Raw genomic sequence first — 22,178 nt, 5'->3', positions numbered from 1 at the left:
GCCGGCGCGCCCGCGCGCACCGGCCGCTTGGGGCTTACAGGCGACCGAATTCGCGGGCGGTCCGATCTACGGCGGCACGGGTCTTGTCGACCAGTTCATCAATGTCGGCGTGGCTGGCCACCAGGGCCGGGGCCATGATCATCCGGCCCAGGGTCGAGCGAATGATCAGGCCCTCTTCGAAGCCGATGGTGCGGCAACGCCAGGCCATGTCGTTTTCGTTGGCGAAGCGCTTGCGGCTGGCCTTGTCTTCGGCGAACTGCAAGGCCGCGACCAATCCCGTGCCCTGCACTTCGCCAATCAGCGGGTGGTTGCCGAAGACTTCGCGCAGGCAGCGCTGCAGGTACGGGCCAGTCTCGTGCTTGACCCGGCTGACGATGCCTTCGTCGCGCAACGCCTTGAGGTTGGCGATGGCCACTGCCGCCGCCACCGGGTGGCCGGAATAGGTCAGGCCGTGGGCGAACACCCCGCCCTGCTCCACCAGCACCTCGGCCATGCGTTTGGACAGGACCAGCCCGCCCATGGGGATGTAGCCGCTGGTCAGGCCCTTGGCGATCGACAGGGTGTCGGGCTCGAAACCGAAATGCTGGTGGGCGAACCACTCGCCGGTCCGGCCGAAACCGCCGATCACTTCGTCGGCGCACAGCAGCACGTCGTATTGGCGGCAGATGCGCTGGATTTCCGGCCAGTAGCTTTCTGGCGGGAAGATCATGCCCCCAGCGCCCTGGAAGGGTTCGGCGACAAAGGCGGCGACGTTGTCGGCGCCCAGCTCGAGGATCTTCTCTTCCAGCTGGCGCGCCGCGCGCAGGCCGAACTCGGCCGGGGTCAGGTCGCCTTCGTGGGCGAACCAGTACGGCTCGTCGATGTGCGCGACATCCGGGATCACCCCGCCCATGTCGTGCATGAACTTCATCCCGCCCAGCGCCGTGGCGCCCAGGGTCGAGCCGTGGTAGCCGTTCCAGCGGCCGATCATGATTTTCTTCTGCGGCTTGCCGAGGATCTGCCAGTAGCGGCGCACGGTGCGGATCAGCACCTCGTTGGCCTCGGAGCCGGAGTTGGTGTAGATCGCGTGGCTGTAGTGCGCAGGCAGCAGGCTGAACAGCAGCTCCGAGAGCTCGACCACCGCCGGGTGGGTGGTGTGGAAGAACATGTTGTAGTACGGCAGCTGTTCGAGCTGCTGGCTGGCGGCCGCGGCCAGGTCCTTGCGGCCGTAGCCGAGGTTGGTGCACCACAGGCCCGACATGCCGTCCAGGTAGCGCTTGCCGTCGTTGTCCCACAACGCCAGGCCTTCGCCGCGCACGATCACCCGCGGACCTTCGGCGTTCAGCGCCTTCTGGTCGAGGAACGCATGGATGTGGTGCGCGGCATCCGCGGCCTGGTAGTCGCCGGTGCTGCGGACGGGTTTCACTTGAGCGGTCATTGCGAGTCTCCTTGCGGGTTTTTATCGAGAGTGCCGAGCACGCTGGCCAGCGGCTCCGGCTTGAACAGTGGCTTGCCCATCACGCCCTTGATCCACAGCACGGCAATGATCGAGACGATCAGCAGCACGAGACCTGCGTAGGCAAAAATCGAAAAGGTCATCTCCGGGCTGGGCGACACATTCCAGATCGCAAACAGCATGCCGACGATGCCGAACACCTGCGGCAGCGGGTAGAACGGCGTGCGGAACGGCCGCGCCTGGTGCGGGTAGCGCCGGCGCAAGGCGATGACATTGATATGGGTGACGATGTAGGCCAGCAGCCAGGCCAGCGCCGCCGAGAGCAACAGCTGGTTGATCGCGTCGGCATGGTCGTGCATCAGCAGCAACGGCAGGCCGGTGACCGCGGCGATGAACAGCACCGCCACCCAGGGGGCGCCGGTGCGCTTGCCCTGGCGCTTGAACACGCCGAAGGCCTGGCCGTTGCGGGCCATGCCGAACAGCATGCGCGGGATCGCCGCCAGCGAACTGTTGAGGGTGCTGCAGGTAGCGGTGATCGCCGCGGTCACCAGGAACACCTTGCCGGCCTCGCCGAACACCGTGGTGGCGAACAGGTAATGCGGCAGGCCGTTGCTGGCCAGTTCCGCCTGCGGCACGGTGAGCAAGGCCCCCAGGGCATACAGGCTGATAATCATGAAGATGATGGTCAGGCCAAGCATCATCGAACCCGGGATATTGCGCTCCGGGCGACGGGTCTCTTCCACCAGCGGGCAGACGAATTCAGCGCCGACGAACCCCCACACCGCCATCGCCGTCAGGGCAATCACGCCCAGGCCCAGGGGGTTCCAGTGGGCGCTGTCGAACAGGCTCGGGTTGGGCGTGACGATGTCGCTGTTCATCGCGCTCAGGCCCATCACCAGCAGCACCACGGTCATCACCACCGCCAGCACCGTCTGCAGGCGGGCGAAGATGTCGATGTTCAACAGGTTGAGCACGGTGAACAACGCCAGTACGCCCACGGCCACGGTCAAGGGCGGCATCGAGTGCGGATAGACCTTGTCGATGATGAACTCCATCAGCAACAGCTCGGCCGACAGGGCGAACATCGCCACCACCACGTAGCCGGAAAAGGTCGCGAGGATTGCCGGGAACTGGCCGATGGCGACTTCGGTGTAGGTGCTCAGGCTACCGGCGCGGGGGATCATCAGCGCCAGCTCGGAGAACGAACAGGCGTAGCTCAGGGCCAGCAGGTAGGCCAGGCCCAAAGGCACGATAAAGCCCAGGCCGGCGATGCCGACGCCTTGCAGCATCAGCACCATCACGCCTTGGGAAACCACCAGGCCGATGGCCACCGCCAACAGCGCGGTAAGGCCGAGTTTCTTGCGACTTGCAGATGGCGCCAGGGCGCCGGTTTGCACGCTTGCATTACTGTTCATCGGTTGCTCCGTCTTGTTGTTTTATTGTTTTCAAAGATCGGTGCCGCGCTCCGGGCCCTCAGCCGCGCAGTTGAATCCAGGTGGTCTTGAGCTGGGTGTACTTGTCGAACGAATGCAGCGACAGGTCGCGGCCGAAACCCGACTGCTTGCCGCCGCCAAAGGGCACGGTCACATCCAGCGCGTCGACCGTATTGACCGACACCGTCCCGGCATTCAGCCGCCGCGCCACGCGGTGCGCGCGGTTGAGGTCGTCGGTCCACAGCGAAGCGGCCAGGCCATAGATGTGCTCGTTGGCCAGGGCGACCGCCTGGTCTTCGTCATCGAACAGCGTGATCGCCAGCACCGGGCCGAACACTTCTTCGCGGGCCAGGGTCATGTCGGCGGTGACGCCGGTGAAGATGGTCGGCTCGATAAAGTTGCTCGAGCCGTCGAAGCTCAGTTGCCGGCCGCCGCACACCCGTTGCGCGCCCTCGGCCTGGGCCTGTTCGATGTATTGCATGATCCGCCGGGCCTGCCGGGCATCGACGATCGCTCCGGCGCGGCTCGCCGGGTCCAGCGGATTGCCCGGCTGCCACTGGCGCGCCTTGGCCACCAGGCGCTCGATGAACTCATCGGCGATCTCGCGCTGCAGCAAAAGACGCGAGTTGGCCGAGCAGACTTCGCCCTGGTTGAAGAAGATGCCGAACGCGGCTTTCTCGGCCGCCAGGTCCAGGTCCCGGCAATCGGCGAACACCAGGTTCGGGCTCTTGCCGCCGCACTCCAGCCACACCTGCTTGAGGTTCGATTGCGCGGCGTACTGCATGAAATACTTGCCGACCTCGGTGGAGCCGGTGAACACCAGGGCATCCACGTCCATGTGCAGGCCGAGGGCGCGACCGGCCTCCTCGCCCAGGCCCGGCACCACGTTGAGCACACCCTTGGGCATGCCCGCCGCAATGGCCAGCTCGGCCAGGCGCAGGGCCGAGAACGGCGACTGCTCGGCCGGCTTGAGCACCACGCTATTGCCGGCGGCCAGGGCCGGGGCCAGCTTCCAGGCGGCCATGTCCAGCGGGAAATTCCACGGCACCACCGCGCCAATCACCCCCAGTGGCACCCGGGTGATGGTCGCCAGCACGTTGCTGGCGCTCGGCGCCACCTGGTCGTAGAGCTTGTCGAGGCTTTCGCCGTACCAGGCAAATACATGGGCGGCACCCGGCACGTCGATGTTCCAGGCATCCATCACCGGCTTCCCCATGCTCAGGGAATCGAGCAGGGCCAGTTCGTCGCGGTGCTCCAGCATCAGCTGCGACAGGCGCAGCAGCACGGCCTTGCGTTCGCTCGGCGCCATCTTCGCCCATGGGCCCTGTTCGAACGCCTGGCGGGCGCTGCGCACGGCGCGGTCGACTTCGACCTCGCCACAGGCGGCCACCCGGGCCAAGAGTTTCTGGGTGGCCGGGTTGACCACGTCGAAACGCGCGGCGCTTTCGGCCTGGCATGCCTGGCCGTCGATAAAGGCGCTGTCGATCAGGCGTTGCCGTTGCGCCAGCGCTGTCCACTCGTTGAAATCTTTCACCGCGGATTCCTTGTCGTTAAAGGTTGCAAAGGTATTCGGCCAGGCGGTCCATCAGCCGGTCGCAGGCGGCCATCTGCTCGACACTGACGAACTCGTCCGGCTTGTGGCCCTGGTCCATGCTGCCGGGGCCGCAGACCACCGCCGGGATGCCGGCCTGGTCGAACAGCCCGCCTTCGGTGCCAAAGGCCACGGTGCTGAAGGCGTCGCTGCCGCACAGTTGCGCCACCAGTTGCGCGGCGGCGCTTTGCGGCGCGGTGGCCAGGCCCGGATAGGCCGAGATCGCTTCGAAGCGAATCGCCGTGTCGGCCTTGATCGCCTGCATGGCGGGCAGCAGGTCCCGCTCGGCATAGGTTTGCAGCTCGTCCACCACCACCTGGGGCTCGAAGGCCGGCAAGGCGCGCACTTCGAAATCAAAACGGCAATCGGCCGGAACGATATTCAGCGCCGTGCCGCCCTGGATCACCCCGACCTGCACGGTGGAGAACGCCGGGTCGAAGCGCGCATCCTGATGCTCGGGCGCGCTCAGGCGCTGGCCGATTTCACCGAGCCGGCCGATCAGCCGCGCCGCCTGCTCGATGGCATTGACGCCGTAAGGCGCATAAGCCGAATGGCACGGCGCGCCGTGCACATGGCAACGCATGGCCAGCTTGCCCTTGTGGCCGAGCACCGGCTTGAGCTCGGTGGGCTCGCCGATCAGGCACAGCGCCGGCTGCGGGATGCGCTGGGGCAGCACCTGCAGCAGGCTGCGCACGCCCAGGCAGCCGACCTCCTCGTCATAGGAGAACGCCAGGTGCACCGGCCGGCGCAGCGGGCTTTCGAGAAACAGCGGCACCGCAGCCAGCACCGAGGCCAGGAACCCCTTCATGTCGGCGGTGCCGCGCCCGTAGAGCTTGCCGTCGCGCTCGCTCAGGCTGAACGGCTCGAACGTCCAGGGCTGGCCGTCCACCGGTACCACGTCGGTGTGCCCGGACAGCACGACGCCGCCCGCCACCGCCGGGCCGATGCTGGCCAGCAGGTTGGCCTTGGTCCGCTCGGCGTTGTAGATCAGCTCGCAGCCGACCCCCAGGCCGTGCAGGTAGTCGCGGACGAACTCGATCAAGGCCAGGTTCGAATCGCGGCTGACCGTGGCAAAGCCGATCAGCCTGGCCAGCAGTGCACGGCTGCGCAGCTCACTCATCGCCCGGCACTCCGTAGCTCGGCGCCAGGGTCGGATTGAGGGCGCGGGTCAAGTAGTCCTGCAGTTGTGGCTCATAAGCGGCCCACAGTGCGCTCAGCTCGCCGATGGGATTTTCCTCGGCCCAGTCCACCCGCAAATCGACGATCGGCCAAACCAGCTCGCCGACCACCGAGAGCGCCGCCGAATGCACCGCCCCCGCCTCGCCGCCGGCGTCCTGCCCGGCCTGCAAGGCACTGAGCAGGCGCGCCGCCAGGCAGCCTTCGCTGCTTTCGAAAGCCTCGACCATGCGCTCGATCACTGCGCTGTTGGCCAGCAGGTTGCCGGCCGCCACACACTGCTCACCGGCCACGGCATTGTGGATGCCCAGCGCATGATTGCCGCTGAATACCGCCGTGCGCCCCAGGGCATCGACCACCGCCACCTGGCGGTATTGGCTGTAGCCATTGCGAGTCAGCGCCTGGTCCAGCGCTTGCTGCGGCGCCAGGCCCTCGCCCAGGCCGTCGAGCACCTGGGGGCCAAGCGCCGGCAAGGTGATGTTCTGGCTCGACACCGCGCCCACGCCGCTGCGCAGCCAGGGGCAGCGGGCGCCGACGGCGATGCTCGAGGAGCTGATGGCAATGCCCAGCTGGCCGGTTTCGGCGCAGCGGCCGACGATGGAGAAAGTCATGGCGCACTCCTTATTCGGGGATGACCGCGATCACGTCGATTTCCATCAGCCACTGCGGCTGGCCCAGGGCACTGACCACCAGTCCGGTGGAGATCGGGAACACGCCCTTGAGCCATTTGCCGACCTCCTGGTACACCGGCTCGCGGTAACGCGGGTCGATCAGGTAGGTGGTGGTCTTGACGATATGGCTGAGGTCGCTGCCAGCCTCCTCCAGCAACTGCTTGACGTTGCGCATGGCCTGCTCGGCCTGGGCCCGCGGGTCGCCGAGGCCGACCAGCTGGCCATTGAAATCGGTGCCGACCTGGCCGCGCACATACACGGTGTTGCCGGCGCGCACCGCCTGGCACAGGTCGTTGTCCAGGGTCTGGTTCGGGTAGGTGTCTTTGGTGTTGAACATGCGGATGCGGGTATGAGTAGGCATCAACGGGCTCCCATGAGGCTGGCGGACTGAGTGGCGGCTTCGCGGTCAGCTTGGCGCTGCGCGGCGTCGCGATATTCGAAATAGATGCGTTGCTTGACGATGTGCTCGGCGATATGCCGGGCGTCGTGCCACACGCCCCAGATAAACGCCGAGCCGCGCCGCGACAGCCACGGCAGGCCGACGAAATAGACCCCGGGCTCGCTGGACACGCCGCGTTGATGCCGAGGCTTGCCGTTGTCCTTGAAGGCATCGACCTGCAGCCAGCTGTAGTCCACCGAATAACCGGTGGCCCAGATAATGGTGGCGACGTTGGCCTTGACCAGGTCGAGTTCGAGGATCGGCCGGGTCAGGCACGGCGGGTCCGGGAGCATCACCCGCGCTTCGGGTTCTTCCGGCAGGTCGAGGCCGTTGCGGGCGATGTAGGCATCGGCGGCATCGAGCAGCGCCAGGTAGTTCTCGTCGCCACGGGCAATGTTATCGGCCAGGTTGGCCTCGAAGCTGACCACGCCGTTGTCGAAGGCCTTGGTCAGGCCGACCAGGGTCATGCCCTGGTGGGCCAGGCGTCGAAAGTCCACGGTATGCCCGCCACGGGCGCCGCTGACAGCGATGGTCACGTGCTCCTTGCCCGGCTGCATGGTCTCGGCGTCCCATTCGCCAAGCACTCCCAGCCACCAGCAGAAGTCGCGGTTGCGATAGGCCCGGGGCGGACGGTCATGGGCGCCGACCGAGAGATAGACCTGCTTGCCGGCACGTTGCAGCTCATCGGCGATCTGCACCCCCGACGAACCGGCGCCCACCACCAGCACCGCACCTTCGGGCAATTGTTGCGGGTTGCGGTAGGCCGCCGAGTGCATCTGCAGTACGCGCGGGTCCTGCGGGGCGATTGGCGGGATCACCGGGCGCTGGAAAGGGCCGGTGGCCACCACCACTTGCCGGGCTTCGATCACCCCGTCGCTGGTGTCCACGGTAAAGCCCGGGCGGTCGGCGTTGCGCACCACCTTCCTGACCTCGACGCCGGTGCGGATCGGCGCGTTGAACTTGCGGGCGTAGGCTTCGAAGTAGTCGGCCACCTGGTCCTTGCCGGCGAAGGCATCGGGGTCCATGTCGAATTCCAGGCCTGGAAAACGGTCATGCCAGGCCGGGCCGTTGGCCACCAGCGAATCCCAGCGTCCGGTGCGCCAGGCTTCGGCGATGCGGTTGCGCTCCAGCACCAGGTGCGGCACGCCCAGACGGCTCAGGTGTTCGCTCATGGCCACGCCGGCCTGGCCGGCGCCCACTACAAGCGTATCGATTTTGGTTTTATTGGTTGTCATGTCTGCGCCCTACTGAGTGATCCCACGTAGGCAGCCGTGGGAGGTGTAGGACGCATTCTGGGAGAAGGCGGGAAATGCCGAAATTATGATTTTTGTGCTTGCTAGAGAGTAAAAAACTGTCTGGCTATCCGGGGGGCTCTGCATCAGCCCTACAACCCAATCAGCCACTGCCCAGCCTCTTGCAGAATCCTCCTAAATCCTTGCCCCGCCATTCCCGGTACGGTTTTCAGCAACCCTTTTGCCTGAACCAGGACCCGCCATGGCCAGCAACGGACCCGGGCCGATGCCCAGTGTTTTACGGCCCGCCAATCCCAACCAGAGCCCCAACCAGAGCCCCGCTGAACGCGCCGCCGAGACCGAACAGCCCAGCTACGGCGAACAGCTCTGGGCCCAGTACGAAAAGTACGCCAAGGAACCTGCGCCACCGCCCGAAAAGGTCCAGGTGGCGCTGCGCATCGGCGTGTTCTTCGACGGCACCGGCAACAACGCCAGCAACTCGGCCATGGGTCAGCTTTGCGGGGCGCAGCATGCCATTGAAGCCAGGGATATCGATGGCAGCTGCAAGCCGTATATGAGGGATCCGGAGAGTAGTTATGGGAATGATGTGAGCAATGTTAAGCGGTTGAGTGATTTGTACTTTTCCAACCAGAAAGCTGAGGGAGAGGAGCTGAAAAAGTACGCCTTTCTCTCAATTTATATCGAAGGTATAGGAACGCGGACTGGCGAGAAGGACAGCCTTATTACCTCGGGTACAGGACGTGGCGATACGGGAATATCAGGGTGTGTGCAGAAGGCCTTCCGCGCAATCAAGGAACGTATCGATGACGTTCATAAGGAGAACCCCGAGGGTGAGATCACTTCGTTGATCTTCGATACTTTCGGCTTTAGCCGAGGGGCGGCAGCAGCCCGGCACTTTGCCAATGAGGTCGTGCGCTGGCTCGGGCCGCTTGAACGGATTCTGCACGATCACTCCAATGCCTTCAGCCCCCGCTTCAACCGACAGTACGGTAATGATGTCGATATGGGTTTTATTGGTCTGTTCGATACGGTGCCGTCGGTTGCCGGCGTGAGTAATCTGGGCAACGTGCGCAGCGCCATTGCCCCGGGTATCAAGCTGTACCTCGACCGCCGCTACTTTCGCTCGGTGGTGCAACTGGTTGCCCGCGACGAGTACCGCGCCAACTTTGCCCTGAGCCGAGTCAAGCCCGACCACGTGGAGATCACCCTGCCCGGCGCGCATTCGGATATCGGCGGCGGTTATCTGGATGAGGTGCAGGAGTGTGTACTGGTCAGTCCGATGCAAGCGCTGGAGGTGCCGATCAATGCCGATGTAACCCAAACCTCGATTTATCGGGAAGCGGTACAGACGAGAAAGCGCTGGCTGGCCAAAGGTTGGCCCGCACAATGGCTGGAGATCGTCACACCGGCGCCGATGGTTCTACCGCAGGACCCACAGGATCGCCTCGGCGTACGACAAAAACGGGTGTATGTCGGTGTGCAGCTCAAGAGGCCAATAAGCAACAAACTGTCGCGGGTATGTCTACGAGTCATGTATGAGCTAGCTAAACAGCAAGGTGTACGTTTTCAGGACATCCCAGACATACCCGAACATGAGATCCCGACCGAGCTTCAAGCGCTTTGTGACAGATTTGTCGCCGGTGACTACAGTACGACTCCAACTGAGGAAACCATGCTCAAGCTGCGTTACATCCATCTCTCGGCCCACTGGAACCACCCCCTTGGCAAACAGCATAGCGGCAGCCTTAAAGTCGTCTACATAAACGCCCCCACGGTGGATGCCGTGCGTGTGCAACACCCTCACGTACCTGACTGGACGCTTTGGTAATGAGAGTATTCACCGCCCTGCTGGGCGTACTATTGCTAACTGGCTGCCTAGCCAGTGACCCGCTATCCGGAAAACACGACCCCAAAAATCCCTGGTGGGAGATGGGCTTCACCCAGCCGTATTACATGAAAGTCTGGGTCGAGGACAGTGCTGTTGAAGACATCAATGGCCAGCTCTTCAATCGTACTGGAGGTGGCTCCGCCGCAGATGGCGACCCTGGCTACAAGAAGGAGTGGGCCAGAGGCTGGGGCGGAGTTGGAGGTAACGGTAAATCGGTGGTTGGCGCAGACCTTCCCAAGCGTATTTACGTGCGTTGGCAATCCATCGTAGAGCCACAGACTTATCGGGCATGGGTGGATATCCCCGAAGAGGCTCGAAAAATCATGCTTGCCTCGACTCATCGCCGCTGCCCGGAAACACCAGACCAAACCGCCCGCTATATGGCATCTGTCTATATAGGCTTGGCTCCGGGAGGAGTTGTTCAGGTGTGGGTAAGAGATGAATGCCGTAACACGATCAAAGTCGCCCGCGCCCAAGCAGAAGTTGAGCCATTAGGACCGAGTCAAGGCAAAAACAATGGGCGTTACGCCTATAAGGTCAGCGAGAAGTCCAAACGCTATATAGAGAAATACGGAATTCCCTATGGCAGTTGGTAAGCAGAGCTCTCTTGGTATCGACACACTTTACTACCTGAACATATCCCCCTACCTACCTGACTGAACCCGTTGGTAATGAGAGTATTCATCGCCCTGCTGAGCACACTGCTACTAAGTGGCTGCCTGACCACCGATCCCCTATCCGGAAAAAAAGACCCCAAAAGTCCCTGGTGGGATCTTGGTTTCACCGAGCCCAATTACATGAAAGTCTGGGTTGAAGACAGCGCGGTAGAAGATATCAACGGAAAACTGTTTCGCCACACCGGCGGCGGAACTGCAGCAGGCGGACAACCTGAGGACAACCGGGGTCTGCGAGGGGATGGACTGGAGTCGGGGTCGCTGGCAAATCCGTGGTCGGTGCCGACCTGCCCAAACGCATTTTCGTGCGCTGGCAATCGGTGGTTGAACCGCAAACCTATCGGGTATGGATCGACATCCCGGAAGAGGCCCGGCAGATCATGCGCAAGACCACCGCCCGGCGTTGCCCGGAAACGCCGAGACAAACCGCCAGCTACATGGCCTCGGTCAATCTGGGGCTCGCTCCTGGCGGAATTGTTCAGGTCTGGGTAAGAGATGAATGTCATCACCCGATCAAAGTTGCTCGCGTCCAAGCCGAAGTCGAGCCTTTAGGAGCAAGCCAAGGCAAAACCAATGGCCGTTACGCCTACCAGATCAGTGAAGAGTCCAAACGCTACATAGAGAAATTTGGCATTCCCTATGGCAGTTGGTAATGAATGGACTCACCTCGGGGAAGCCCGCCAGGACGACAATCCTTGCGCTAACCCCTTATACCGCCACCACCCTCGCCGCCCGACCCTTGCAATCGCGGAAACAATGAAATTCCATTTAAGGAATTGATAGCCACCTAACGAAAGGTGCATGCTAGAGGGCTTTCATCGCACTTATATCATTCCGGATGATAGTTACCTTCGTCTCATTCGATTCGTGCGATACAACCCTGCCGAGCATCATCCGCCCATCTCAAATACATTGGCGGATGATCCATGGAACAGTCACTCAAACACTTACGCTTCCCTCTCGCGCTCCTGGCCGTGCTGGTGATGAGCGCCTGTGGCAAGGCGCCGGAAACGGCCGCCAACATGCCCGCGGCCAAAGTCAGTGTGGCCAAGGTGCTCCAGCAGCCGGTCAACGAATGGGACGAATTCACCGGGCGCCTCGAGGCGCCTGAAACCGTACAGATCCGCCCACGGGTTTCCGGCCAGATCGATCAGGTGGCCTTCACCGAAGGCGCCCTGGTGAAGAAAGGCGACCTGCTGTTCCAGATCGACCCACGGCCGTTCCAGTCCGAAGTCCGCCGCCTCGAAGCCCAGCTGCAACAGGCTCGCGCCACCGCCACCCGCAGTGAAAACGAAGCCCAGCGCGGCGAGCGCCTGCGCACCAGCAACGCCATTTCCGCCGAACTGGCCGACTCGCGCACCACCGCCGCCCAGGAAGCCCGCGCCGGCGTAGCCGCGATCCAGGCACAACTGGACCTGGCCCGCCTGAACCTGAGCTTCACCCGGGTCGTCGCGCCCATCAGCGGTCGCGTCAGCCGCGCAGAAATCACCGCCGGCAACCTGGTGACCGCCGATGTCACGCCACTGACCAGCGTGGTTTCCACCGACAAGGTCTATGCCTACTTCGACGCCGACGAGCGTGTGTACCTCAAGTACACCCAACTCGCCCGCCAGGGCCAGCGTGGCCAGACCACCCCGGTCTACCTCGGCCTGTCCAATGAGGATGGCCACCCGCACCTGGGCCAGATGAACTTCGTCGACAACCAGGTCAACCCGCAGACCGGCACCATCCGCGGTCGCGCGGTGTTCGACAACGCCGACGGCAGCTACACCCCGGGCCTCTATGCACGCCTGAAGCTGGTGGGCAGCGGCACCTATTCCGCGGTGCTGATCACCGATGAAGCGGTGGGTACCGACCTGGGCAAGAAGTTCGTGCTGGTGATGGATGCCGACAACAAACCGGCGTACCGCGCCGTCGAACTGGGGCCGAAGATCGAAGGCCTGCGCATCGTGCGCAACGGCTTGAACAAGGACGACACCATCATCGTCAAGGGCCTGCAGCGCGCCCGTCCGGGCGCACCGGTCAGCCCTGAAGAAGTGCCGATGGCCAGCAAGGAAACCCTCGCCGCCCTGGCGCAACAACGACAAGCCCTGGAAGCCAGCAACCTGCCTCAAGTCGCCCCCGCCAAGGGCGCGCCTGAAGCGGCTGCGAAACTGGCCAGCGCTGCGACTCCACGCGGTTAAGGGAAAAGACTCAAGATGAATTTCTCCCAATTCTTCATTTCACGGCCGATCTTCGCAGCGGTGCTGTCGCTGCTGATCCTGATCGCCGGCTCCATCTCGCTGTTCCAGCTACCGATCAGCGAATACCCGGAAGTGGTACCGCCGACCGTGGTGGTGCGCGCCAACTTCCCCGGCGCCAACCCGAAAGTCATCGGCGAAACCGTGGCCGCGCCCCTGGAGCAGGCCATCACCGGCGTCGAGAACATGCTCTACATGTCCTCGCAGTCCACCGCCGACGGCAAGATCACCCTGACCATCACCTTCGCCCTGGGTACCGACCTGGACAACGCCCAGGTGCAGGTGCAGAACCGCGTGACCCGGACCGAGCCCAAGCTGCCCGAAGAAGTGACGCGCATCGGTATCACCGTGGACAAGGCCTCGCCCGACCTGACCATGGTCGTGCACTTGACCTCGCCGGACAAACGCTACGACATGCTCTACCTGTCCAACTACGCCATCCTCAATATCAAGGATGAGCTAGCACGCCTGGGCGGCGTCGGCGACGTGCAGCTGTTCGGCATGGGCGACTACTCGCTGCGGGTCTGGCTGGACCCGAACAAGACCGCTTCGCGCAACCTGACCGCCACCGACGTGGTCACCGCCATTCGCGAGCAGAACCGCCAGGTCGCCGCCGGTACCCTGGGCGCCCCTCCCGCGCCGAGCGCCACCAGCTTCCAGCTGTCGGTCAACACCCAGGGTCGCCTGGTGACCGAGGAAGAGTTCGAGAACATCATCATCCGCGCAGGCGACAACGGTGAAATCACTCGCCTGAAAGACATCGCCCGGGTCGAGCTGGGTTCCAACCAGTACGCCCTGCGTTCGCTGCTGAACAACCAGCCGGCGGTGGCGATCCCGATCTTCCAGCGCCCTGGCTCCAACGCCATCGAGATCTCCAACGAAGTGCGGGCCAAGATGGCCGAGCTCAAGCAGAGCTTCCCGCAAGGCATGGATTTCAGCATCGTCTACGACCCGACCATTTTCGTGCGCGGCTCCATCGAGGCAGTGGTGCATACCCTGTTCGAAGCGCTGATCCTGGTGGTCCTGGTAGTGATCCTGTTCCTGCAGACCTGGCGCGCCTCGATCATCCCGCTGGTGGCGGTGCCGGTCTCGCTGATCGGTACCTTCGCCGTGATGCATCTATTCGGCTTCTCGCTCAACGCCCTGTCGCTGTTCGGGCTGGTGCTGGCCATCGGTATCGTGGTGGACGACGCCATCGTGGTGGTGGAGAACGTCGAGCGTAATATCGGCCTCGGCCTGAGCCCCGTGGAAGCCACCAAGCGTGCCATGCGCGAAGTGACCGGGCCGATCATCGCCACCGCCCTGGTGCTCTGCGCGGTGTTCGTGCCGGCGGCCTTCATCAGCGGCCTGACCGGGCAGTTCTACAAGCAGTTCGCCCTGACCATCGCGATTTCCACGGTGATCTCGGCCTTCAACTCCCTGACCCTGTCGCCGGCCCTGGCCGCGGTCTTGCTCAAGGACCACCACGCACCGAAGGACGGCTTCTCCAAGTTCCTCGACAAGCTGCTGGGTGGCTGGCTGTTCAAGCCTTTCAACCGCTTCTTCGACCGTGCCAGCCATGGTTATGTCGGCACCGTGCGCCGGGTAATCCGGGGCAGCGGCATCGCCCTGTTCCTCTACGCGGGCCTGATGGTGCTGACCTGGTTCGGCTTCGCCCACACGCCGATGGGCTTCGTCCCGGCCCAGGACAAGCAATACCTGGTGGCCTTCGCCCAGTTGCCGGACGCCGCGAGCCTGGACCGCACCGAGGACGTGATCAAGCGCATGTCCGACATCGCCCTGAAGCAACCCGGCGTGGAAAGCGCGGTGGCCTTCCCGGGCCTGTCGATCAACGGTTTCACCAACAGCCCGAACAACGGCATCGTGTTCGTGACCCTCAAGCCCTTCGACGAGCGCAAGGACCCGAGCATGTCCGCCGGGGCCATCGCCGGCGCCCTGAACGGCAAGTACGCCGATATCCAGGAAGCCTACATGGCGATCTTCCCACCGCCGCCGGTACAGGGCCTGGGGACCATTGGCGGCTTCCGCCTGCAGGTCGAGGACCGCGGCGGCATGGGCTACGAAGAGCTGTATAAGGAAGTGCAGAACGTCATCACCAAGAGTCGCAGCGTGCCGGAACTGGCCGGGCTGTTCACCAGCTACCAGGTCAACGTGCCTCAGGTCGATGCCGCCATCGACCGGGAAAAGGCCAAGACCCACGGCGTGGCCATCAGCGATATCTTCGACACCCTGCAGGTTTACCTGGGCTCGCTGTATGCCAACGACTTCAACCGTTTTGGTCGCACCTACCAGGTCAACGTCCAGGCCGAGCAGCAGTTCCGCCTCGAAGCCGAGCAGATCGGCCAGTTGAAAGTACGCAACAACAAGGGCGAGATGATCCCGCTGGCGACCTTCATCAAGGTCAGCGACACCGCCGGTCCCGACCGCGTGATGCACTACAACGGCTTCGTCACCGCGGAAATCAACGGTGCGGCCGCACCGGGCTACAGCTCGGGCCAGGCGGAAGCGGCGATCGAGAAACTGCTCAAGGAAGAACTGCCCAACGGTATGACCTACGAATGGACCGAGCTGACCTACCAGCAGATCCTGGCCGGTAACACCGCGCTGTTCGTCTTCCCGCTCTGCGTGCTGCTGGCCTTCCTGGTACTGGCCGCGCAATACGAGAGCTGGAGCCTGCCGCTGGCGGTGATCCTGATCGTACCGATGACCCTGCTGTCGGCCATTACCGGGGTGATCCTGTCCGGTGGCGACAACAACATCTTTACCCAGATCGGCCTGATCGTACTGGTGGGCCTGGCGTGCAAGAACGCGATCCTGATCGTCGAGTTCGCCAAGGACAAGCAGGAAGAAGGCCTCGACCCGCTGGCCGCGGTCCTGGAAGCCTGCCGCCTGCGCCTGCGGCCGATCCTGATGACCTCGTTCGCCTTCATCATGGGTGTGGTGCCCCTGGTGTTCTCCAGCGGCGCCGGTGCGGAAATGCGCCATGCCATGGGTGTCGCGGTGTTCTCCGGGATGCTCGGCGTGACCTTCTTCGGCCTGCTGCTGACCCCGGTGTTCTACGTCCTGATCCGCAACTATGTGGAGCGCAGCGAAGCCCGCAAAGCGACCCGTGCCCTGAAACTGGAGGCGCAACAATGAGCTTGAAAGTCTTCCTGCCGAGTTTGCTGGCACTGGCCCTGAGTGCCTGTGCCGTCGGCCCGGACTACCAGGCCCCGACCACCGAGGCGGCCAATATCACGGCCGCCGCCGATGGCGCCACGGGCCAGAAGCAGTTCGACCGTGCGCGCTTCGAAGGTATCTGGTGGCAGCAGTTCGACGACCCGGTGCTCAACCAGCTGGTGACCCAGTCCCTGCAGGGCAACCGTGAGTTGCGCGTGGCCTTCGCCCGCCTGCGGGCCGCGCGGGCGATCCGCGACGATGCCAGCAACGATGCGATGCCGACCATCACCAGCCGCGCCAGCAGTGACCTGGCCAAGGGCCAGATCCCTGGCCAGACCACTAGCCGGGTCAACAGCGAACGCTACGACCTGGGCCTGGACATGGCCTGGGAGCTGGACCTGTTTGGCCGCATCCAGCGCAACCTGGAAGCCAGCGAAGCCGACCAGCAGGCCGCCGAGGCCGACCTCTACCAGCTGCAAGTCACCATGATTGCCGAGCTGGTGGACGCCTACGGCCAACTGCGCGGCGCCCAACTGCGGGAAAAGATCGCCCTGGCCAACCTGAAGAACCAGCAGGAGTCGCGCAAGATCACCGAAAGCCTGCGTGACGCCGGCGTCGGCGACCAACTCGACGTGGTCCGCGCCGATGCCCGCCTGGCCGCGGTGGAGGCCAGCGTGCCGCAACTGCAGGCCGAACAGGTGCGCCAGCGCAACCGTATCGCCACCCTGCTGGGCGAACGTCCGGACAAGCTCAGCGTCAATCTTGCGCCGGCGCAACTGCCAGCGATTGCCAAGGCCCTGCCGATCGGCGACCCGGGCGAACTGCTGCAACGGCGCCCGGACATCCTCAGCGCCGAACGCCAGCTGGCCGCCGCCACCGCGCGGATCGGCGTGGCCAAGGCCGACCTGTTCCCGCGGGTCAGCCTCAGCGGTTTCCTTGGCTTCACCGCCGGCCGCGGTTCGCAGATCGGCTCTTCGGCCGCCAATGCCTGGGCCCTGGGCCCGAGCATTACCTGGGCCGCCTTCGACCTGGGTAGCGTGCGCGCCCGCCTGCGGGGCGCCAATGCCGACGCCGACGGCGCCCTGGCGACCTATGAGCAGCAAGTGCTGCTGGCCCTGGAAGAGTCGGAGAACGCCTTCAGCGACTACGGCAAGCGCCAGCAACGCCTGATCTCACTGATTCGCCAGAGCGAGTCGAGCCGCGCCGCGGCCGACCTCGCGGAAATCCGCTACCGCGAAGGCACCGTCGACTTCCTGGTGCTGCTCGACGCCCAGCGCGAACGCCTGGCCGCCGAAGACTCCCAGGCCCAGGCCGAGGTCGACCTGTACCGCGGCATCGTCGCCATCTACAAGGCCCTGGGCGGTGGCTGGCAGCCAGAGACGATCGCCAGCAAGTAAGGCTTCAACCGAGCTCCTTTGGTTGGCCGCAACCAACCAATTTTTTGCCCCGTGTTCTCATTCGGTCGCGGGGCTTTTTTTTGCCCCCAAAAAAGCATTGCGGGCAACTCACCGCTCCTACGGGACCGCATTGACCTGTAGGAGCGAGGCTTGCCCGCGAAAGCGTCCTTCCCGGCACCGCCGCACGTTACTCCAGCACCGTCACCGTCGCCGTGGTGCCCGCACGCAAGCTGTCCTTGCCCGGGTAATCGGCGTCGATGGCGATCCGCACCGGCACCCGCTGCGCCAGCTTGACCCAGGTGTAGCTGGGGTTGATGTTGGCCAGCAGTCGGCTGCCCTGGGAGTTCTCGCGGTCGGTAATGGCGAAGGCGATGCTCTGCACCTTGCCGCCGAAGGTTTCGCCACTCATCAATTGAATGCGCACCGCGCTGCCCTCCTCGATCCGCGGCAACTTGGTCTCCTCGAAGTAACCACTGACATAAAAGGAAGCGCTGTCCACCAGGGCCAGCAAGGCGCCGCCGGCGCTGGCGTAATCGCCCTGGCGGGTCTGCAGGTTGGTCACATAACCGCTGACCGGGGCTTCGACCCGAGTGCGTTGCAGGTCCAGCTCGGCCTGTTTCAGCGCCGCCTGGGCCAGGTGCACGTTGGCCTGGGCCAGGCCGAGGTTGGCCTGGTCGCGCAACAGGTCGGCCTGGGCCACCGCCACATCGGTGTTGGACTTCTCCCACTCCTCGCCGGAAATCGCGAAGCCCTGCTTCAAGCTGCGGCGCCGACGCTCTTCGCTTTGCCGCTGCTTGAGCTGCGCGGCGCTGGCGGCAATCGCCGCTTCGGACTGACCGAGGGTGGCGACCGCCACTTCCACCGAGCGCTTGGCATGTTCCACGGCCAGGGCATATTGCGCCGGGTCGATCTCCAGCAGCAGCTGGCCCTTGTCCACGTGCTGGTTGTCCTGCACCCGCAGGCTGACAATGCGCCCGGCGACGTCCGCCGACAGCGTCACCACATCGGCCCGCACCCGCGCATCACGGGTCCAGGGCGCGCGGGTGTAATGCTCCCAGGCGAACCAGCCGAGCACGAGCGCCAGCACTACCGCCAGCAGGGTGATGGTGCGGGCCAGGGTATTTTTCAGATTCATAGGCTTCCCATCAGCAGGATCACAGTGGCGCAGACGCAGGCATACAGCGCCCCTTCGAACAAGGCTTCGTGCCAGACGAAGCGCAGTACACCGAGGCGGCGCAGGCCCCAGTCGAGCAGCAGGAAAATCGGCAAGGCCAGCAACAGCGCCTGGGCAATGGGCGGCAGGTAGACACCGCCGACTTCGAAATCAATGGGCAAGGGCCGGCTCTCCTGTTTCCGTGGGTTGCAGCATGGGGCGATAGCGCTCGAGGAAGGCGCCGACGATCAGCAGCGAGACGCGCATGCGGAACACCGACCACAACTGTTCATGGGCCTGGGGCCGGTCGTCGGTGTGAAGCTGGTCCAGGTAATCGCCCAGTTCCCGCAGCCGCGCCAGCAGTTCGTCCACATCCAGTCCCGGACGCCCGGCCACATAGCGCCCGACCCGCCGCAGCAACTGTTGCAGATCGGCGTTGGCGGCGCTGCTCAGCCAGGGGTTGTCCAGGCTCTGCTGCTTGAGCTGGTGCATGGCCACGCCCAGGGTCATGCAAGCCAGGCTGGTTTCGAACCGCTCGGCGCTGGCGCGGTCGCCCGCGGCAGGCAACAGCCCGAGCATCTGGGTCAGGCGGTCGACCATGCGGCTCTCGAAGACAAACTGCTCCTCGTCATTGGCCGAGGCTTTCTGCAAGGCGTACACCTGTTCGCGGGTATCGCGGAACAAGCGGCGGATGCGCAACACCGGGTTGAACGGGAAAATGAAGGCGTACACCAGCAACGACAGCACCCCGCCGCTGACATAGGCCCCGGCGAACTCGAACCACTGGATGGCGCTGTTCTGCCAGGCACCGATGTTCTGCGGGCCGATCATCAGCAGGCTCGACAGTCCCAGGCCCATGCCGATCCCGGCGGTCGCCGGGCTGGCCAGGCCCACCGCGACCGTATACAGCAGCGGCACCAGCAGCAGCGCCAGCCACTCGAAGTCGCCGATCAGCGGCACCAGGGCGAAGACATAGACCGCCGAAATCAACAGGGCCAGGGCCTGGCCGCGCATATAGCTTTGCGCGGCCAGCAAGGGCCGTGGGAACGTCGCCATCAGCGAACAGAGAATGCCCACCAGGACCATGCTCGAGCGCGCGCCGTCCCAGGCGGTTTCGATCCAGATCAGCCCGGCGACCAGCAGCGCGGTAAAGGCCCGCAGCGCATTCATCGCCGCCAGCGGCCAGTCCAGGTGCAGCGGGTTTGAGCGACCCTGGCGGTACAGGCAACTGGCCTGGCGACCGTCCTGGATGGCGTCGCTGAATTCGAGAATGTCTTCGAGCTGCTTGAGCATCCGCGCCTGCTCCCAGCGCAGGGCCCAGGCCAGGGAGCGCAAGGTGGCGGGCAAGGCATCGGCTTCGCGTTCGGCCCGCCGCGCTTGTTCGTCGAAGCGCTGCTGCAATTGCGCGAACTGCTGGCGCGAGGCGGCGGGCAAGGCGCGCCCGTGCTGCGCCAGTTCGTCGAGAAAGGCCAACTCGTCGGCGCGCAGTTGCTCGATCGCTGGCGGCAGCTCGCCGACCCAGCGCGCCCGCAGCAACTCGCGCTGATGGCGCAACACGGTCAGGCGCGAGGTCAGCAGCACCAGTTGGTTACCCAGCAATTGCACCAGGCCGTCGGCGCTGCGCAGGCGTGGCGCATCGAAATACAGGTGCCGGCGCAGGCCTTCCAAAGCGCTGATCTCACCCAGCAACTGCATCTGCCGCCGGTGGAAGTCGGCCTCGCTTTCGTCGGTCCGGATCGCCGCCGCGGCGTGGGTCGCCAGCAGCTTGAGCACCTGGTCGATCTTGGCGAAGTAGCCATGGGCCACGGCCTCTGGGCGGGCCGTCAGCAGGCTGACCACGCAGACGCAGGCCACCGCCAGCAAGGTTTCGGTGACGCGGGTGATCGCCAGCGTCAGGGTATTGCCCTGTTCGGGGATCGCCAGCATCGCCACCACCACCGCGGTGTAGCCGCTGAGCACGAATGCCTGGGAACTGGTGTAGCGCAACAGGGTGCCGCCGGCGGTGCACAGCGCCAGCCACAGGCCGAGGGTGACCAGGAACGGCAGGGGCGCCTGGGGAAAGATCGCCATGATCAGCACCGCCACCGCGGCCCCCAGGGTGGTGCCGATCACCTGGCCGAAGCTGCGGGCCAGGGCCATGCCGGCCAGTGGCTGGCTGACGATGATCACCGCCATCAGCGACCACTTGGGCTGGTCGAGGTCGAAGATGAAGGCCAGGTACAGGGTCAGCAGGCCCGCGGCGATGGTGCGCAAGGCGAAGCGCAGCACCGCAGCCCCGGGGTGGAACACGATCTTGAAATAGTTGATCAGTGGCTGCATGAGCGGGTTCTGGACAAGGTGCACCTGCGGCTGGCGAAGTCGGTCTGCGGCCGGGAAAGCTTATCGTCCCGGCATTCCCTGCGGGAAGACAATCATGCCCGAACCGTTTATCGATCGTCTCGATTGCCTCGTCAAGCCGAGCGACCGACCACGCCCGGGGTGTGCCCGTCGTTGACTCCAAAGGGAACCTGACAGAAGCTTGCGCCTTCGTAAAATCGCCCCTGCCATGGATGCCCGCATGACCAAGCCCCGCCGTACCCTGCTGATCAGCCTGCTCGTCGTCTTGGCCCTCGGCCTGGCGTGGCTGTTGCTGCGCACCACGCCGCCAGCGGTGCCGGATGCGATCAAGCACGGCTATGGCAAGGCGCTGGAGCAGGCGCGCAACGGCCAGCCCGGGGCGGCGCGGGTGCTGTATCAGCAATTGGGGCGCCCCGACCTGTCGGACAGCCGACGCATCCGCCTGCTCGCCGAATTGCACAACTACCCCAGCCCGCAAGCGCTGAAACTGGTCGATGCCGACCTGCACCACGCCGCGCCCGAGGTCCGCCAGGCCGCCCTCCAGGCCGTGCTGGGCCTGGTCCCGGCACGCCAGCGCAGTTTGCTGATCGGCCCGCTGCTGGAGGATGAAGTGCAAAGCGTGCGCTTCGCCGCCGTCACCGCCCTGCTCGGCTTGTCGCCGGATGAACAGGGCCTGTATTTCGGGCCGTTGCAGCAAGTGATCGACGAATACACCCAGGTGCTCAAGGCCCAGCCGGAGAACGTCGAGGCGCAATACCAGCTGGCGCGCCTGTACCTGCACAACGCCAACCTGGACCAAGCCCAGCAGACGCTGGAGCACGCCTTGAGCCTGCAACCGGACAACCTGCAAGCGGTGATCCTGCAACTGGAGGTGCTGGACCGCCAGGGCCGGAGCGATGCCGCCCGCCAGTTGCTGGCCAAGCAGCTGCAGGCGCAACAGGATTCCGCCTACCTGCAACACGCCCTGGGCATGTGGCTGCTGCACCACGACCAGAGCGAATTCGCCCTGCTCGGCCTGTCCCGCGCCGTGGAGCTGGAGCCGAACAATGCCGACTACCGCTACGACCTGGCTACCACCCTGCACAGCGAGGAAGAGCTGGAGGCGGCGCAGAAACAACTCGAGGAAATCGTCCAGCGCCAACCCGCCAACCGCAAGGCCCGGGTGCTGCTGATCAAATACTGGAAGGAAAGCGGCCAGCTGCAGAACGTGCAGGTCCTGCTGGCCCAGCTGGAACAACAAAACCCCGACGACCCGGCCTTGCAGCAAGGCCTGTAAGCATCCCCGCCATTCAAGATCCATGAAGGCCCTGCGGGCCTTATCGCAGCCTCGCG

General features: G+C 64.4%; 16 protein-coding genes and 1 pseudogene. 7 read left to right on the top strand and 10 right to left on the bottom strand.

Translation table 11 applies throughout. The features are described 5' to 3' along the window. Window positions 1-34: 34 nt before the first annotated feature. Genes BLV20_RS01725 through BLV20_RS01695 form a run of 7 tightly spaced genes read right to left on the bottom strand, consistent with a single transcriptional unit; the run spans window position 35 to window position 7,980 of the window. Window positions 35-1,417 carry an aspartate aminotransferase family protein gene (locus BLV20_RS01725; RefSeq protein ID WP_092296088.1) on the bottom strand — a complete coding sequence of 461 codons (1,383 nt, stop codon included), beginning with the start codon at window positions 1,415-1,417 and terminating at the stop codon, window positions 35-37. Further along, window positions 1,414-2,850 (bottom strand): APC family permease, encoded by a 1,437-nt coding sequence (locus BLV20_RS01720; protein WP_092296085.1) that lies wholly within the window; start codon window positions 2,848-2,850, stop codon window positions 1,414-1,416. The genes BLV20_RS01725 and BLV20_RS01720 overlap by 4 nt, the downstream gene beginning before the upstream one ends. 58 nt (window positions 2,851-2,908) lie before the next feature. Then, window positions 2,909-4,402 (bottom strand): aldehyde dehydrogenase, encoded by a 1,494-nt coding sequence (locus BLV20_RS01715; RefSeq protein WP_092296082.1) that lies wholly within the window; start codon window positions 4,400-4,402, stop codon window positions 2,909-2,911. Between the two features lie 16 nt (window positions 4,403-4,418). After that, window positions 4,419-5,579, bottom strand: coding sequence for an acetylornithine deacetylase (gene argE, locus BLV20_RS01710; RefSeq protein WP_092296079.1), 1,161 nt, complete (start codon window positions 5,577-5,579; stop codon window positions 4,419-4,421). Then, window positions 5,572-6,246, bottom strand: coding sequence for a DUF1028 domain-containing protein (locus BLV20_RS01705; protein WP_092296076.1), 675 nt, complete (start codon window positions 6,244-6,246; stop codon window positions 5,572-5,574). Before BLV20_RS01705 ends, argE begins: the two co-directional genes overlap by 8 nt. Before the next feature lie 10 nt (window positions 6,247-6,256). Further along, entirely contained in the window at window positions 6,257-6,667 is a 411-nt protein-coding gene (locus BLV20_RS01700) for a RidA family protein (RefSeq protein ID WP_003201555.1), read from the bottom strand. Further along, the gene (locus BLV20_RS01695; RefSeq protein WP_092296073.1) at window positions 6,667-7,980 is read right to left on the bottom strand and encodes a flavin-containing monooxygenase; all 1,314 of its coding nucleotides are present in this window, start codon (window positions 7,978-7,980) and stop codon (window positions 6,667-6,669) included. Before BLV20_RS01695 ends, BLV20_RS01700 begins: the two co-directional genes overlap by 1 nt. A gap of 259 nt (window positions 7,981-8,239) precedes the next feature. Between BLV20_RS01695 and BLV20_RS01690 the strand changes: the two genes are divergently transcribed. The 6 genes and pseudogenes from BLV20_RS01690 (at window position 8,240) to BLV20_RS01665 (ending at window position 17,356) form a co-directional block, all read left to right on the top strand. Then, complete coding sequence (locus tag BLV20_RS01690) at window positions 8,240-9,826, top strand: phospholipase effector Tle1 domain-containing protein (RefSeq protein ID WP_092296069.1); 1,587 nt, start codon at window positions 8,240-8,242, stop codon at window positions 9,824-9,826. Beyond that, a complete protein-coding gene (locus BLV20_RS01685) occupies window positions 9,826-10,482 on the top strand; it encodes a DUF2931 family protein (RefSeq protein WP_092296066.1) in 657 nt (218 codons plus the stop codon). The genes BLV20_RS01690 and BLV20_RS01685 overlap by 1 nt, the downstream gene beginning before the upstream one ends. Window positions 10,483-10,557: 75 nt before the next feature. Beyond that, window positions 10,558-11,213 (top strand): annotated as a pseudogene (locus BLV20_RS01680) (DUF2931 family protein). 273 nt (window positions 11,214-11,486) lie between these two features. Next, window positions 11,487-12,743, top strand: a complete 1,257-nt coding sequence (gene mexE, locus BLV20_RS01675; protein WP_092296063.1) for a multidrug efflux RND transporter periplasmic adaptor subunit MexE — start codon at window positions 11,487-11,489, stop codon at window positions 12,741-12,743. A gap of 15 nt (window positions 12,744-12,758) precedes the next feature. Continuing rightward, the gene (locus tag BLV20_RS01670; RefSeq protein WP_092296059.1) at window positions 12,759-15,938 is read left to right on the top strand and encodes an efflux RND transporter permease subunit; all 3,180 of its coding nucleotides are present in this window, start codon (window positions 12,759-12,761) and stop codon (window positions 15,936-15,938) included. Further along, the gene (locus BLV20_RS01665; RefSeq protein ID WP_092296056.1) at window positions 15,935-17,356 is read left to right on the top strand and encodes an efflux transporter outer membrane subunit; all 1,422 of its coding nucleotides are present in this window, start codon (window positions 15,935-15,937) and stop codon (window positions 17,354-17,356) included. Before BLV20_RS01670 ends, BLV20_RS01665 begins: the two co-directional genes overlap by 4 nt. Window positions 17,357-17,543: 187 nt before the next feature. Here the strand turns inward: BLV20_RS01665 and BLV20_RS01660 are convergent, their stop codons facing one another. From BLV20_RS01660 to BLV20_RS01650, 3 genes are read right to left on the bottom strand one after another with little or no spacing between them, the layout of a single operon-like run. Then, window positions 17,544-18,491, bottom strand: coding sequence for an HlyD family secretion protein (locus BLV20_RS01660; protein WP_092296053.1), 948 nt, complete (start codon window positions 18,489-18,491; stop codon window positions 17,544-17,546). Further along, on the bottom strand, window positions 18,488-18,691 hold the full coding sequence (locus BLV20_RS01655; protein WP_075120115.1) for a DUF1656 domain-containing protein: 204 nt from the start codon (window positions 18,689-18,691) through the stop codon (window positions 18,488-18,490). Before BLV20_RS01655 ends, BLV20_RS01660 begins: the two co-directional genes overlap by 4 nt. Further along, window positions 18,681-20,828, bottom strand: a complete 2,148-nt coding sequence (locus BLV20_RS01650; RefSeq protein WP_092296050.1) for an FUSC family protein — start codon at window positions 20,826-20,828, stop codon at window positions 18,681-18,683. Before BLV20_RS01650 ends, BLV20_RS01655 begins: the two co-directional genes overlap by 11 nt. A 238-nt stretch (window positions 20,829-21,066) precedes the next feature. On the opposite strand from BLV20_RS01650, the gene BLV20_RS01645 reads away from it, so the two are divergent. Next, window positions 21,067-22,122: a tetratricopeptide repeat protein gene (locus tag BLV20_RS01645; protein ID WP_092296047.1), complete on the top strand. Its 1,056-nt coding sequence runs from the start codon at window positions 21,067-21,069 to the stop codon at window positions 22,120-22,122. Window positions 22,123-22,178 lie beyond the last annotated feature (56 nt).

Origin of the sequence: Pseudomonas sp. NFIX28, from assembly GCF_900107395.1 — a bacterium.
Lineage (GTDB): Bacteria > Pseudomonadota > Gammaproteobacteria > Pseudomonadales > Pseudomonadaceae > Aquipseudomonas.
The sequence above is the reverse complement of the archived record's forward strand: the minus strand, read 5'-3'. Positions and strand labels throughout refer to the sequence as shown.

Coding starts and splice junctions, on each gene's coding strand:
- BLV20_RS01725 (WP_092296088.1), bottom strand. CDS start 1,417: ATGACCGCTCAAGTGAAACCCGTCCGCAGCACCGGCGACTACCAGGCC.
- BLV20_RS01720 (WP_092296085.1), bottom strand. CDS start 2,850: ATGAACAGTAATGCAAGCGTGCAAACCGGCGCCCTGGCGCCATCTGCA.
- argE (WP_092296079.1), bottom strand. CDS start 5,579: ATGAGTGAGCTGCGCAGCCGTGCACTGCTGGCCAGGCTGATCGGCTTT.
- BLV20_RS01705 (WP_092296076.1), bottom strand. CDS start 6,246: ATGACTTTCTCCATCGTCGGCCGCTGCGCCGAAACCGGCCAGCTGGGC.
- BLV20_RS01700 (WP_003201555.1), bottom strand. CDS start 6,667: ATGCCTACTCATACCCGCATCCGCATGTTCAACACCAAAGACACCTAC.
- BLV20_RS01695 (WP_092296073.1), bottom strand. CDS start 7,980: ATGACAACCAATAAAACCAAAATCGATACGCTTGTAGTGGGCGCCGGC.
- BLV20_RS01690 (WP_092296069.1), top strand. CDS start 8,240: ATGGCCAGCAACGGACCCGGGCCGATGCCCAGTGTTTTACGGCCCGCC.
- BLV20_RS01685 (WP_092296066.1), top strand. CDS start 9,826: ATGAGAGTATTCACCGCCCTGCTGGGCGTACTATTGCTAACTGGCTGC.
- mexE (WP_092296063.1), top strand. CDS start 11,487: ATGGAACAGTCACTCAAACACTTACGCTTCCCTCTCGCGCTCCTGGCC.
- BLV20_RS01670 (WP_092296059.1), top strand. CDS start 12,759: ATGAATTTCTCCCAATTCTTCATTTCACGGCCGATCTTCGCAGCGGTG.
- BLV20_RS01665 (WP_092296056.1), top strand. CDS start 15,935: ATGAGCTTGAAAGTCTTCCTGCCGAGTTTGCTGGCACTGGCCCTGAGT.
- BLV20_RS01660 (WP_092296053.1), bottom strand. CDS start 18,491: ATGAATCTGAAAAATACCCTGGCCCGCACCATCACCCTGCTGGCGGTA.
- BLV20_RS01650 (WP_092296050.1), bottom strand. CDS start 20,828: ATGCAGCCACTGATCAACTATTTCAAGATCGTGTTCCACCCCGGGGCT.
- BLV20_RS01645 (WP_092296047.1), top strand. CDS start 21,067: ATGACCAAGCCCCGCCGTACCCTGCTGATCAGCCTGCTCGTCGTCTTG.